Here is a 12,812-nt window from a genome sequence, read left to right as displayed (position 1 = left end):
CGGACTCACCCCGTATCCCGACGCACAGAGAGGACAGCCTCCCAGTGAATACCCAGCGCGTCCTCAACGGACGATACGAACTCGGTGAGCTGATTGGCCGCGGCGGCATGGCCGACGTGCACCGCGGCGTTGATACCCGGCTGGGCCGGACAGTGGCCATCAAGCTCCTGCGCCCGGACCTGGCCCGGGACCCGCAGTTCCAGGCGCGGTTCAAGCGTGAGGCCCAGGCCGTGGCCGCGTTGAACCATCCCTCGATCGTTGCCATCTACGACACCGGGGACCACGCGGTTCCTGGAGGTCCGGAGGACACCGTCCGGGTGCCCTACATCGTGATGGAGTTCGTGTCCGGAAAGACCCTCAGGGATCTCATCCGCGCCAAGGAGGTCAGCATCGGCCATGCCATCGACTTCACCCTTGGCGTGCTCTCGGCCCTTGAGTACAGCCACCGGGCCGGAATCGTCCACCGCGACATCAAGCCGGCAAACGTGATGTTCTGCGAGGATTCGGACACCATCAAGGTGATGGACTTTGGCATTGCCCGGGCCATGGCCGATTCGTCCGCCACGATGACGCAGACCCAGGCGGTGGTGGGCACCGCGCAGTATCTTTCCCCTGAGCAGGCCCGCGGTGAAACGGTTGATGCCCGCAGTGACCTCTATTCCGCGGCTTGCCTCTTGTACGAAATGCTGACGGGGCGGCCACCGTTCATTGGCGACAGTCCCGTTTCCGTGGCCTACCAGCACGTCCGTGAGATCCCGGAACCGGCCAGCAGCCTCAACCATGACGTGTCAGAGGCTTTGGACAGCGTTCTGGCCAAGGCTCTGCAAAAGAATCGTGCGGACCGCTTCCAGGATGCGGCGGCGTTCCAGCGTGCCCTCCGGGCGGCGCGCAATGGCATTCCCGTGCCGGACGTGGCGGCTGCCGAGGCGGCGACGGAACCCCACAACACGGTCCCGGCCGCGGAACGGACGGCCCGGGCCGCCCCGTACTCGGTCACGGGTGCCAGCTTCCTTGACGATTCCCCGAGCGGACGGCTCCGGCCTGTCCAGGACACCCTCGGAGATGACCGGCCCATTCCTGCCCAGGTATACGAACCGTCGGAGGCCGGCGAGCTTCCCCTCGGGCTTCCGCCGGAACGTGACCGCACGCCGCGGCAGAAGTCCCGCCGTCGGACCTGGATTGCCACCCTGGTGATATTCACCTTGCTGGTCCTCGCCGGGGGTGGCCTCTGGCTCTACAACATGATGAACCAGGCGCCCCCTCCGGTGGCCAAGATCCAGGTGCCCTCGGTATCTGCGCTCACCGAATCCGAGGCGTTGCAGCGGCTGTACAACGCCAGGCTCAGTCCGCAGATCAACCGGATCCAGCACGACACTGTCGCCAAGGGCACAGCCATCGGTACGGTGCCGGCGGCAGGAACGTCCATGGAACCCGACTCCAAGGTGACCCTGAACATCTCCGACGGTCCGAGCGCCGTCAAGATCCCGAATGACCTGCCGGGGCGGACGGAAGCCGCTGCCCGGGATGTTTTGCGTCAGATCGGCCTGGCCGGCGCGCCCGGCACCACCATGGCGAACAGCGCCACGGTGCCCGCGGGGCTCGTGATCACCACCAAGCCCGCTCCGGGCGACACCGTCGCCATTGGAACCACCGTGGAAATTGTTGTGTCCACCGGCAAGGTGGCCATGCCCGAGCTCCGCGGCCTGCCGCAGGCGGAGGCGGAGGCGGCACTCAAGAACCTCGGCCTTAGCATCGCCGTGAGGGAAGTCGAAAACTCGGAAGTTGAAGCGGGCAAGGTGACCGAGCAGAGCGACCCGGTCAACGCGCTGGTTGAACAGGGCAAGACCATTAGCGTGATTGTTGCCAAGGCGCCTAAGCCCAGCCCCAGTCCGACGCCGACCCCCACACCCACAGCGACTGACCGGGACCGGGGCTAGGAGCCGCACCCTAGGCGCTCGGGTAACCGCCTAAGCGCCCGCCCGCCACTTCGATGCCGGAAATTCGGTGACGGAGAGGTCAGTGCTGGATAAGCGGGCTCAGTTTGGCAGCGCGTTCGGCTACGCCCTCCATGCCCAGGGATTCCAGCCAGTTGCCCAGCATCTGGTAGCCGCCCTCGGTGAGGACCGATTCCGGGTGGAACTGCACCCCGCAAAGCGGTGCTGTCCGGTGCCTGAGGCCCATGATCACTCCGTTGGCCGTCTGGGCGGTTATTTCCAGGACGTCGGGAATGGTCTCCCGGACGGCGGCCAGGGAGTGGTACCGGGTGGCCGTGACAGGGGAGGGGAGGCCGGCGAAGACGCTGGTTCCTTCGTGCTCCACCAGTGACGTTTTGCCGTGCATCAGCTCGGCGGCGTGCGTCACGGTGGCACCGTATGCTTCTGCCAGTGCCTGGTGTCCCAGGCACACGCCGAACATCGGCTTGTCATGGCTGCCGCACCATTTGATCAGGTCGATGCAGACGCCGGCTTCTGCCGGGGTGCCGGGCCCGGGCGAGATGAGGACACCGTCACGCGCGTCCACCATCTCGATCGCCTCGGCGAGGGTGACGTCGTCGTTACGCACCACCGTTGTCTCGGCGCCGAGCTCCTGGAGGTATCCCACCAGGGTGTAAACAAAGCTGTCGTAGTTGTCTACGACCAGGATCTTGGTGGTGCTCATTGTCGAGTTACTAAACCAATCGTTGAGTCGGTGAACTGGGTGAACTGTGACATCCAGGGAAAGAGGAACTGAACCATCAATACCAGCACGCCGGCAAGGAGCACCAGCGATGTGACGATCCTGAGCCACAGCGGTCCCGGCAGGTGGCGGAAAATCCATCCGTACATAACGTCAGCCCTTCCCGAGCGCCTTGGCCACCTGGGCCGCTATTTCCGCCGGCGGCCCCGCGGAAGCCGGCTGCCAGTGGTCCAGCAGGGAATACGCAATGATGCGTTCCTGCGAGCCGAACCGCGGGTTGCAGCTGGTCATGGTGAGGTACGCTTCCGTTGGCCGGGCCGCGGGCTGGGTGGGTACCGGCAGCAGCACGTCCGTTGCTGACGGAAGCACAATCTGGTTGTTCCGGAAGACGTAGACGTAAAATCCGTCCTTGGTCTGGACGTAGATCCTGTCGCCCGGGACCAGGGTGTGGATGTTGTCCAGGACGGCCCCGTGCGTCTGGCGGTGGCCTGCCACCGCGAAGTTACCTGTCGCCCCGGGCATCGCCGTTTCGCTGTAGTGTCCCAGGCCGAGTGTATCCAGGACATCCGTGGAAGTTCCCTGCACGATGGGCCGTGTGTAGTCCGCACCAAACCGGGGAATGTACATGATGCCGATGGTTCCGCCATGTCCGGGCGCCTCAGCCACCTTCGGCGGGCCGTAGTCGGTAGGCGCTGAAGGTGTCCCGCCGGCCGGATCTGAAGCCACAGGGCCCTCGGAACCGCCCAGTTCCTGGGCAAAATTCCTGATGGTCTCGGTCTGCTTGGCATCGGACTCCACGTTGGTCCACCACAGCTGCCATGCAACGAACAGGAGCAGGACGACTCCCACCGTGATGAGCAGCTCACCAGCGATCTGGACGAGCTTCCGGAGACCTCCACCGCTGCGTGCCGGCACGGCGGAGGTCGTCCCCTTCTCCAGCAACACCACGTGATCTCCTCAATTGGCAGCGCGGGCGGGCGCCGGTGTGTTCTGAACTACAGCTAGAATTGGCTGCTAGTAAGAATTCAGACCTGACCAAAGGCGCCAACACCGCCGGCATCTTCCTTCTTGCAGGATACCAAGCCGGAGGCTCCGCCCTTGATTCAGCCCGACCAGGAGGACCCGTGCCCGAGTCAAAGCCACGAAAGAAAACCGCCGCCGCGGAAAAGCCGGCTTCTGCATCGCAGGCATACAAGCCCAACGCGGTGTGGTTCAAGCCCGTCATGTTCGGCCTGATGATCATCGGGTTGCTGTGGATCATTACGTTCTACATCAGTGAAGGCGCCCTCCCCGTCAAGGCATGGGAATCTTGGAATATCGTGGCCGGGTTCGGAATTGCCATCGCCGGGTTCCTGATGACCACGCGGTGGCGTTCATAGCCGAATCCGCCGCGGGGCTGTCAGCCCCTTGTGCGACACCCCGCTTCACGCAAAAAGTCGGACCGGCACGTTGTGCCGGTCCGACTTTTTTGTGCCCCTGCTACAAACCGGGGTTGACCACATGGATGGCGAGGTCTGAGCCGGCGTCGGACGTTACGGATATCTCTACCCCGTGCCCTGCAACCTTTACGCTTCCGGAGGGGTTCTCCGCGCTGTAGTAGGCCAGCGGATCAATGTCCTTGAAGACTCCGATCGGCGCGCTGCTCACCGCGCAGGCGTCCAGCGACCCGATGGCCGGATTGCGTTTAGTGCCCGTCTGCACTTCCTTCGCGACGCACAGCGGGTCCGTTGCTTCCAGTCCGAAGGTCGCGTCGAACGGCTGCCGGCTGTTGCCGGGCATCGTGCCGTCGGACCACTTCAGCGGTGCGGGCCGGGCATCGACCGGCAGCGCCGAGCCTGCACCCGGGTGGGCGGAAACATTGTTGTCAGCATAGGAATCGTCGATGTACCAGACCAGCATCCCGTTCTGGTACTTGAAGAAATCGACCCAGTTCGGAGAGGTGATGCCCTTGGTGAAGGCGTACGGTCCCTCCGCGAGTGTGGTGTCAAAGCCCACATACTCGCGGTTTTCCACGAGGTAGTACTGCTCAGTTGTGCGGGTGACCGAACCGGTGCTCAGCTGCCACTGCCCGTCGGCAAGCCACTGTCCCTGGCCGGACTCGGCGTCGTCGCTGAGGATGACGGTTTTCCCGGCCGAGATCTTCACGTCGTCAATGAAGGCACCCGCCTTGTGGACGCCGCCGTCGGTCTGGTACCTGAAGCGGAAGAGAGAGGCCGCGCCAGCGGCGTCGTACGAGTACCGCACCTGCCCCCATCCGGCTGCTCCGCTGAGCGCATGCCCGGCGGACCGCCAGGTCTTGCCGGCGTCCGTGGAGTATTCACCGTAGAGGAAGTCGTAGTCCGCCTCGATGTCGTACCAGGCGTTCGCCGTTACGGTTACCCGCGACTGCGCCGGAACAGCGTGGGTCAGCGACTCGTTGAGGTTGTCCTCGCTGCCCGTCCACCATGCCTTGGTTCCGGAAGAGGGGGCGGTGTAGTCCGTGGTGGTTGTCTTGTCCGGAAGGTTAACCCGGACGGCCTGGTCCTTGCCCTCGGCCTGAAGCTGGGCCGGATTAAGGACGAAGTCGCCGGTGGAGCCTGCCTGCACGGTGCTGTGGTCCAGCCAGCCGAGAAAGAGCTTCTCTTCCGGACCCATCAGGCCCGGGGTAGTGCCGATCCCTTCTTCGGCCGCTGAACCGTGGCCCAGCCAGGACCCCGAGCTCATCAGTGTCCAGAACGCGGTGCTGTTGGTCGCGGCGCCCGAGGTGTCATAGAAGTCCGGCAGTCCAAGGTCATGGCCAAATTCGTGTGCAAACACACCGACGCCACCATTTTCGGGTTCCGTGGTGTAGTCGCCCAGCCAGTACTTGGAAGACCCGATCCGGGTGCCGCCGGAAAGGTTCCCGTCGGGGCCGGCCGAGCCGAACTGGTTGCCGAAGGCGTACCAGCGGTGGGACCAGATGGCGTCCTCGCCCAGGGCGCCGCCGCCGCCTTCCTCACCCTCGCCGGCGTGCACTGCCTGGAAGTGGTCGATGTAGCCGTCGGATTCGTCGAAGTTACCGTCGTTGTCGAAGTCATACCGGTCCCACACATCGAACTGCGCGAGGTACGTGTCGATTTCTGCCGGCGTTTTGCCGGCCGCAACCTGGGAATTCCACCATGCATTGCCGGAGTCACGGATAAAGGCCCATGAGCCCCCGGTGTCTTCGGTGGCGTTGTCGCCGTAGAAGGATCCGTTGTTGGGCACCTTGACCCAGTCCGTCACAGTGTTGGTGACGGAATACTTGCCGTTTGAAACTGCTTCGTAGTAACCCTTCATCGATTCGCCGCTGCCGTTGAAGAGTTCTTCGTAGTGGGCCGGGCCGAAATCCGCGGTCCACAGCGTGGTGTTGTCCACGGTGCGGTCCGGCTCTGCGATCGAATTGTGCAACGGACCCGCCACAGTTCCGAAGCGACCAGAACCCTGGTCACCAAACTCGGCCAGGATGGTGAAGATCCTGTCCTGCTTGCTGGTTTCGATTTCGGCGAACTTGTCCTCCGCCAACTGGACTACGCCGTCGTCACTGGCCTTTGCCTGTCCACGGGCCACCTTTTCAATGGCCGCTTTGCGCTTGTCAACGAGTTCCTTCGTGCGCGGTCCGGGACGGTTGTCCTGCCGGATTGCCGCTGCCGGCCCGGCGGTCCCGTCGTCGACTTGTGGTGCGGCTACGGCCGGGGCCTGGATGCTGAGCATCCCGAGAACGACCCCTGCAATGCCAGCCACGGCAATTTTGGGTTTCCTCACACGTACCTCCCAGTATTTTGTGATCAGAGCCACAGCATAATGTGAGAGTGCGCCTTCGACTATGACCTTCGCTGCGGCGGAGGCATGTCAGCTGCCTGCCGCTGAATATGCTGAAGGCAGCAAACCCGCACCGGATAGCTAGGAACCCAGATGACCCCGGAAGAACGCGGCACTATTGTCGGCAGCGACGGCCTTGCCCGTCCGCCGTGGGCCGCCACAGACGCCTTGCTCCAGAAGTATTACGACACTGAGTGGGGCATGCCTGTCCGCGACGAGCAGGGGCTGTTCGAACGCATCAGCCTGGAGGCTTTCCAGGCCGGACTGTCCTGGGCCACTATCCTGCGGAAACGGCCCGCTTTCCGGTTGGCTTTCCACAACTTCCAGCCCGATACCGTGGCCGCCTTCACCGAAGAGGACGTCGAACGCCTGATGCTCGACGCCGGCATTGTCAGGAACAGGCTCAAGATCATGGCCGCCATCACCAATGCCCAGGCCACTATCGCCCTGCGGGGCGAGGGCGGCCTGGTGGACTTCGTCTGGAGCTTCCAACCGGCGGTAACCCCAGTGCCCCTGACCCACGGCGAGATACCCACAACATCGCCTGAATCCATGGCACTTTCCAAAGCGCTGCGCAACAAAGGCTTCGCGTTCGTGGGCCCCACCACGATGTACGCACTAATGGAGGCGATCGGGATGATCGACACCCATCTGGTCGACAGCCACCGCCGAGGTTCGTCCGGCGTGTGGACGGATCCGGCCTAGGTTTATCCCGCCCTGTGGGGAAAGTTATCCACAGTGTTGATAAGACTTGGACCGCCGGCCGACCATTCCGCAGGCCATGGCCCGTCATCGATGCATTCCCGGGCTGAACCACAGGGCTGTAAGTTATTAACACTGTGGATTCTCTGTGGATAACCCACCCACCGCCGGCGTTTGCCGAAAATCCGCTCCAACATGCCTGACGTTCCCACCTCAAGCCTCAGCGGCGTCGCCGATGGCGGCGATTTATCGGTGACACGCACTTATCCACTTAAGAACAGCAGTATCCCCAGAAGTTATCCACAGGTGGGGATAACCTGGGGGTTATTTCGCCGTCGATGGCCCTTTCAGGCCGCATGCCGGTCGATTTGTGTGTTCGGCTTCGGCGCGTGCAGTTATTAACAGTGTGCATAACCTGTTGAAGACTTAGTGCCTTTCGTTGTTTTACCCTCCGTATCGGCACTTTTCCACCGGGATGTGTGCGGATTGCGGAGGGCGCTTCTCTGAGCGGGGAGGGAAACGGCTGGCTGCGGGCGGAACACCCAGGGTTCTTCCAGGTGTTCGAGGAGCTGTCCCGGCGGCCAAGTTGTCCACTTAACCACAGCCCACAGGAACATCTTTATCCACAGATGTGGAGAAAAAACGGGTCCCCTGTCGATAATCGCCAGCTGGCAAGGGCAACAGGGAAGGCGGACACTGAACTACAACCGTGTAAGTTACCAACATTGTGGATAACCCCTGTGGAAAACTTCCGGAACGACGGGGCTGAAGTCGGGCCGGGCGGCATGCGGACGGGCGGTCACGTGCGTCCGCACGCCGCCGGATGCGTCAGCAAGGCGTCGGCGGGGCGGGGACGCACGTGCGCATGGCGCCTTGCGTCGGCGGGAACTGAGCGCGTCCGGGGCCGGGGTCCTGAGGGCAAGCGGGCCTGGGAGGAAACAGGCTCCGCGACGGCGCGCGAGTAGAACGTGAAGCGCCGTGCGGAGTGGTTCGGGTGGGGCAGGGCTCACCGGGACAGGCCCAGCGGGGGAGAACCAGCAGACCCGGCGTAAGCCGAATGCTTTAGACGGCGGCCATTCTTAGCCAGGTGGCACCAATGAGCAGGCCGAGGACAAGCACCAGGCCGGCCGACTGCCAGAGCCAGCGTCGCGGACCGCGGGGGGCGTAAGCGATCGCTGCGGCGCAGGCAGCACCCGTGACCAGGCCGCCAAGGTGGGCCTGCCAGGCAATCTGGGGGACGATGAAGCCGATGACACCGTTGATCGCGATCAGCACCCATAGCTGCTTCGTATCCCCGCCGCGGTGGCGCTGGACCACCAGCATGGCGCCGAACAGTCCGAAGATGGCGCCGGACGCCCCCACGACGCCGGCGAGCGGCTGGCCGGGGGTATAGGCCGGCGTCAGCAGGAGGTAGCCGACGGATCCGCCCACCGCAGCCAGCAGGTAGAGAGCCAGGAAACGGATGCGCCCGAGGAGGGGTTCAAGTGCTTGCCCGAACATCCACAGCATGTACATGTTCAGCATGATGTGAAGGATGAAACCCTGGGAATGGAGGAACGCGGAGGTCAGCATGCGCCACGGTTCGAAGACCCCGTACTCGGGGGTGGCGTAGACCGTGGCGAAAGCGAAATTCTGGTAGATCCCGTCATTGGGAACTATCCACTGGAGCACGTAGACGAGCGCGCATGCCGCGATGATCCCGAACGTCACCAACGGCCTGCCGGTGACGGCGGTGCCGCCGTAGACGGTCCTGGCTGTCGGCGTCGTACGTTTTGTTTCGTTGACGCAGTCAATGCATTGGAACCCGACGGCGGCCGCCCGCTGGCATTCCGGGCATGCCGGGCGCCCGCAGCGCTGGCACCGGACATAGGAAGGCCTATCCGGGTGCCGGGGGCACACCGGAATCTGCGCGGACGGCTCTGCCGCCGGAATTCCGTAACTCATGGAGTGTTAGAGCTGCTCGACGTCGATGCTGTTAATGACGACGTCCTCGACCGGGCGGTCACCCATGCCGGTGCGGACACCTTCAATGGCGTCAACGACCTTCTTGGACTGGTCGTCGGCAACTTCACCGAAGATGCTGTGCTTGCCCTGGAGCCAGTCGGTGGGGATGGTGGTGATGAAGAACTGAGAGCCGTTGGTGCCCTTGCCCATCTGGATGCCGGCGTTGGCCATGGCCAGCTTGTACGGCTGGTTGAAGGTCAGTTCGGGGTGGATCTCGTCGTCGAACTTGTAGCCCGGTCCGCCGACGCCGCGGCCCAGGGGATCCCCGGCCTGGATCATGAAGTCCTTGATGATGCGGTGGAAGATGGTGCCGTTGTACAGGGGCGTGCCGGTCTTGTCCTCACCGGTTTCCGGGTGGGTCCAGGCCTGCTCGCCCGTGGCCAGGCCGACGAAGTTCTTGACCGTCTTGGGCGCGTGGTTGCCGAAGAGGTTGACGACGATGTCGCCGAGGCTGGTGTGGATGGTTGCTTTTGCAGTTGCGATGGCAGTCATAGGCCCATTGTTCCATGTCGGGCTATGGCGCAGGAGGCCTCCCGTGCAGTTCCGCGCTAGGTGAAATCCGGCCAAAATGCTGATGAAGAATAGCCGGTGCCATCCAATCCACGTAGGCTAACGAAAGAACCGTCACATTAATCGGGAGGTAGTTGTGAAGAAATCGGATCGTATTGCCCGTGACTTGGAGCAGTCAGTCAGCAGCGCGGTAGAGAACGCCAAGGATTGGGCAACCCCCCGCGTAGAAGCAGCCGTGGACTGGGCGGTTCCCCGCCTGCAGCAAGGCATAGACACCGCTTCCCCGAAGATTCAGGAAGGGCTCAAGTCGGCAGCCCACAACCTTGCCGACGGCGTTGCCACCGTGACGCCGCGGATCCAGGATGGACTGGCCCACCTCGCGCCCAAGATCCATGACGTTGTGGATAACGCCACCCCGCGCCTCCACGAGGCACTGGACAAGGCCACCCCGGTGATCTCGCAGGCCCGCGACCGCGTTGTGGTGGAGTACCTCCCCAGGCTTTCGGACCAGATCGGCCAGGCGTCGGAGGCAGTGCACCGCACCCTCGAAAGCGCACCGGCCCATGTGGATGCCGTCGCCCAGAGGCTTGCCGACTCCGGCGTTGTGCATTCCATCCAGGACCAGGCGCAGGTCGCGGGCCAGCAGCTCAAGGCTGCAGCAGCCGAAGCCACCCGCGTTGTCACCGGTGAAGTGGCCAAGCCGCAGAAGCCCAAGCACCGCGGACTGCTGATCTTCGGCGTGATCGCCGCAGCGGTTGCAGCCGGTGTGGCCGCCTGGAAGGCCTCCAAACCGGTGGAGGATCCGTGGAAGACGCCGGCCCCTGTAGCGCCTGCGCCCGTTCCCGCCACCACCGTCAATGACGTCACTGCGACATCCGTCGAGGACGCCAGCACCACGGCCACCGTGGGCGAGAAGGCCGTCGACGCGGCGGACACTGCTGCTGACGCTTCCGACGACGCCGCTGAGAAGGCCGCGGATGCAGTTGAGGACGCCAAGAACGAGGCAGCCAAGGTTGCCACGGACGCCAAGACTGCCGTGAAGAACATCGCTTCCAGCATGAACAACGGTGCCGCCAAGGCAACGGAGAAGTAAGCCTGACCGTCGTCGTACGGCACCACAACAGAGGGACCCCGCAGTGCGGGGTCCCTCTGTTGTTTCCGCGACCTTCACCCGGCATCCCGGGCTGCGACACCCAAGGGTGCTAAATTTGTGGTGATGTCACCCGATAGATCCGCCGAGGATGCCTCGCACGACGCTGCGCTACTGCCGGGCGTATCCATCGTCATACCGGCATATAACGAAGAAAGCGTCATCAGGCAGTGCCTCATCGCGGCTGTTTACCAGTCGGTGCCTGCCGCGGAGATCATTGTTGTGGACAACATGTCCAAGGACCGCACGGCAGAGATCGTGCGGCAAATGCAGCTGGAATACCCCGAGAGTCCGATCATCCTGCTGAGCCAGGACCGGGACCAGGGCCTCATTCCGACCCGTAACTTCGGCCTCAACCACGCTACAGGCGAGGTGCTGGGCCGGATCGACGCGGACTCCGTGGTGGAACCGGACTGGGTGGAACAGGTCCAGAAAGCCTTCCTTGACCCCTCCGTCCAGGCTGCCACCGGCCCCGTGGTCTATTACGACATGCCGATGCGCCGCTTCGGGCTCAAAGCAGACGACAAAATGCGTCAACTGATGCTCAAGCTGGCCAAGCACCAGTACCACTTCCTCTTCGGCTCCAACATGGCGCTCCGCCGCTCCGCCTGGGAAACCATCCGGGACGAGACCTGCCGGGACGAAAAAGACGAGATGCACGAGGACATCGACCTCTCCCTGCATCTGGCCGACCACGACCTCAGGGTCCAGTACTGGCCCCAGATGGTATCCGGAATGTCCGCCCGCCGGCTCGAGGACTCTCCCCGCGACTACCGGTACTACGTGACCCGGTTCGACCGGACGTATAAGGCCCACAACGTCAAGAAGATGGCCCTCAAAGCGCCCATGGTGGTGTTCTTCTCCGTCTATTTCCCGGCCAAGCTCCTGCGCGCCATCCATACGGTGAACTCCACCCAGCCTGCGCGCCGCGGCGGCCAGTAGCCTTCAACATCGACTTCAGTGGGGTCGGGCAACCCGGCGCCCCGGCGTCAGTCCGTTCCCAGCTCCGCCAGGCGGGTTGTGCCGGTGCGTAAGGGCCTTTTGCGCCGCTGCCCGGCTACGACGATGGCGAGCCCCACCATGATCAGCGCCAGACCGGCGTAGGTGCCGCCCGGGATGGTCTCAGCCAGGAACACGGCAGCCAGCAGAGCGGCGCCGGGAATCTCCAGCAGGATGATCATGGATACCAGCAGCGGACTCATGGTCGCCAACAGATGGTTGAAGGCTGTGTGCCCCACCAGCTGGGCGCACACGGTGATGGCAAGGATCCCCAGCCAGCCCGCGGCGTCGAAACCCACCAGCGGCTGCCTCGAGACCAGCGCCAGCAGCGCCACCACGGCCGCGCACATCCCGTAGCAGAGCGTCGTGTAGGTGCCGGTGCCCATGGTTTCGCGCGCCTTGCCGCCTGCCAGCGTGTAGAGGCCGGCCAGGGCGCCTCCAGCTACCGCCAGCAGGTCGCCCAGCAGGGCTTCCGGTGACGTGCCCATGTCGAAGCCCGTGATCGCCACAACGCCGCCGAACGCCATCCCCAGGCCCGCGAGTACCTGCCAGGGGTGGCGCACTCCCCGGAAGAGCTGGAACACCGCGATCCAGCCGGACTGGAGGCAGACCAGCGCCGTCGCCGCCGCCACGGACGTGAGCTGGAGGGAGGTGATGAAGCAAGCGAAGTGCAGCGCCAGGGCGACGGCGGCGAGGACGGACCAGCGGAACTCGCGCGGTGTCACTTTCCCGAACTGCCGGAGATTCGTCACCAGGACCGGTGAGGCCATGACAGCGGCTCCGATGGCGTTGCGCCAGAAGGCGATGGCCAGGGCGCTGACAGTGGTGGCCCCCAGCGTGGCGGCGATGAGGGGCCCGGAGGAGGCCACTCCCAGCACCCCCAAGGCGGCGAGGAAGAAGTTCACTGTTCCAAGAGTAGTGCTGCCCTGAAGGCCTGGTTCCGCTGCCCGCG

Annotated in this window: 12 protein-coding genes; 5 read left to right on the top strand and 7 right to left on the bottom strand. The window is 63.9% G+C overall.

Annotated elements, in window-relative coordinates; all coding sequences use genetic code 11:
• Window positions 1–44: 44 nt before the first annotated feature.
• Window positions 45–1,937: a Stk1 family PASTA domain-containing Ser/Thr kinase gene (gene pknB / locus AB0N24_RS08435; RefSeq protein WP_364122807.1), complete on the top strand. Its 1,893-nt coding sequence runs from the start codon at window positions 45–47 to the stop codon at window positions 1,935–1,937.
• Window positions 1,938–2,016: 79 nt separating this feature from the next.
• Here the strand turns inward: pknB and AB0N24_RS08430 are convergent, their stop codons facing one another.
• From AB0N24_RS08430 to AB0N24_RS08420, 3 genes are read right to left on the bottom strand one after another with little or no spacing between them, the layout of a single operon-like run.
• The gene (locus tag AB0N24_RS08430; protein WP_364122805.1) at window positions 2,017–2,658 is read right to left on the bottom strand and encodes an aminodeoxychorismate/anthranilate synthase component II; all 642 of its coding nucleotides are present in this window, start codon (window positions 2,656–2,658) and stop codon (window positions 2,017–2,019) included.
• Window positions 2,655–2,825, bottom strand: coding sequence for a hypothetical protein (locus tag AB0N24_RS08425; protein WP_364122803.1), 171 nt, complete (start codon window positions 2,823–2,825; stop codon window positions 2,655–2,657). The genes AB0N24_RS08430 and AB0N24_RS08425 overlap by 4 nt, the downstream gene beginning before the upstream one ends.
• A 4-nt stretch (window positions 2,826–2,829) precedes the next feature.
• Complete coding sequence (locus AB0N24_RS08420; RefSeq protein WP_364122801.1) at window positions 2,830–3,624, bottom strand: class E sortase; 795 nt, start codon at window positions 3,622–3,624, stop codon at window positions 2,830–2,832.
• Window positions 3,625–3,800: 176 nt separating this feature from the next.
• On the opposite strand from AB0N24_RS08420, the gene AB0N24_RS08415 reads away from it, so the two are divergent.
• Window positions 3,801–4,055, top strand: a complete 255-nt coding sequence (locus tag AB0N24_RS08415; protein WP_214956275.1) for a cell division protein CrgA — start codon at window positions 3,801–3,803, stop codon at window positions 4,053–4,055.
• A gap of 100 nt (window positions 4,056–4,155) precedes the next feature.
• On the opposite strand, the gene AB0N24_RS08410 is transcribed toward AB0N24_RS08415, so the two are convergent.
• Complete coding sequence (locus AB0N24_RS08410; RefSeq protein ID WP_364122799.1) at window positions 4,156–6,438, bottom strand: immune inhibitor A domain-containing protein; 2,283 nt, start codon at window positions 6,436–6,438, stop codon at window positions 4,156–4,158.
• A gap of 150 nt (window positions 6,439–6,588) precedes the next feature.
• Between AB0N24_RS08410 and AB0N24_RS08405 the strand changes: the two genes are divergently transcribed.
• Entirely contained in the window at window positions 6,589–7,200 is a 612-nt protein-coding gene (locus tag AB0N24_RS08405) for a DNA-3-methyladenine glycosylase I (protein ID WP_364122797.1), read from the top strand.
• Window positions 7,201–8,259: 1,059 nt separating this feature from the next.
• Here AB0N24_RS08405 and AB0N24_RS08400 read toward each other — a convergent pair.
• Window positions 8,260–9,141 carry a rhomboid family intramembrane serine protease gene (locus AB0N24_RS08400; protein ID WP_364122795.1) on the bottom strand — a complete coding sequence of 294 codons (882 nt, stop codon included), beginning with the start codon at window positions 9,139–9,141 and terminating at the stop codon, window positions 8,260–8,262.
• Window positions 9,142–9,147: 6 nt separating this feature from the next.
• Window positions 9,148–9,693, bottom strand: coding sequence for a peptidylprolyl isomerase (locus AB0N24_RS08395; protein WP_364122793.1), 546 nt, complete (start codon window positions 9,691–9,693; stop codon window positions 9,148–9,150).
• A 154-nt stretch (window positions 9,694–9,847) separates the two neighbouring features.
• On the opposite strand from AB0N24_RS08395, the gene AB0N24_RS08390 reads away from it, so the two are divergent.
• Window positions 9,848–10,804 (top strand): hypothetical protein, encoded by a 957-nt coding sequence (locus AB0N24_RS08390; protein WP_364122791.1) that lies wholly within the window; start codon window positions 9,848–9,850, stop codon window positions 10,802–10,804.
• Window positions 10,805–10,927: 123 nt separating this feature from the next.
• The gene (locus AB0N24_RS08385) at window positions 10,928–11,803 is read left to right on the top strand and encodes a glycosyltransferase family 2 protein (protein ID WP_104174701.1); all 876 of its coding nucleotides are present in this window, start codon (window positions 10,928–10,930) and stop codon (window positions 11,801–11,803) included.
• 47 nt (window positions 11,804–11,850) lie between these two features.
• On the opposite strand, the gene AB0N24_RS08380 is transcribed toward AB0N24_RS08385, so the two are convergent.
• Window positions 11,851–12,765 carry a DMT family transporter gene (locus AB0N24_RS08380; protein WP_364122867.1) on the bottom strand — a complete coding sequence of 305 codons (915 nt, stop codon included), beginning with the start codon at window positions 12,763–12,765 and terminating at the stop codon, window positions 11,851–11,853.
• Between the last annotated feature and the right edge of the window lie 47 nt (window positions 12,766–12,812).

Origin of the sequence: Arthrobacter sp. NPDC093128 (genome assembly GCF_040683875.1) — a bacterium.
GTDB lineage: Bacteria > Actinomycetota > Actinomycetes > Actinomycetales > Micrococcaceae > Arthrobacter.
This window is presented reverse-complemented; position numbering and strand designations above follow the sequence as displayed.

Excerpts from the sequence above, each read along its gene's own strand:
- AB0N24_RS08430 (WP_364122805.1), bottom strand. The coding sequence starts at position 2,658 with ATGAGCACCACCAAGATCCTGGTCGTAGACAACTACGACAGCTTTGTT.
- AB0N24_RS08425 (WP_364122803.1), bottom strand. The coding sequence starts at position 2,825 with ATGTACGGATGGATTTTCCGCCACCTGCCGGGACCGCTGTGGCTCAGG.
- AB0N24_RS08405 (WP_364122797.1), top strand. The coding sequence starts at position 6,589 with ATGACCCCGGAAGAACGCGGCACTATTGTCGGCAGCGACGGCCTTGCC.
- AB0N24_RS08400 (WP_364122795.1), bottom strand. The coding sequence starts at position 9,141 with ATGAGTTACGGAATTCCGGCGGCAGAGCCGTCCGCGCAGATTCCGGTG.
- AB0N24_RS08395 (WP_364122793.1), bottom strand. The coding sequence starts at position 9,693 with ATGACTGCCATCGCAACTGCAAAAGCAACCATCCACACCAGCCTCGGC.
- AB0N24_RS08385 (WP_104174701.1), top strand. The coding sequence starts at position 10,928 with ATGTCACCCGATAGATCCGCCGAGGATGCCTCGCACGACGCTGCGCTA.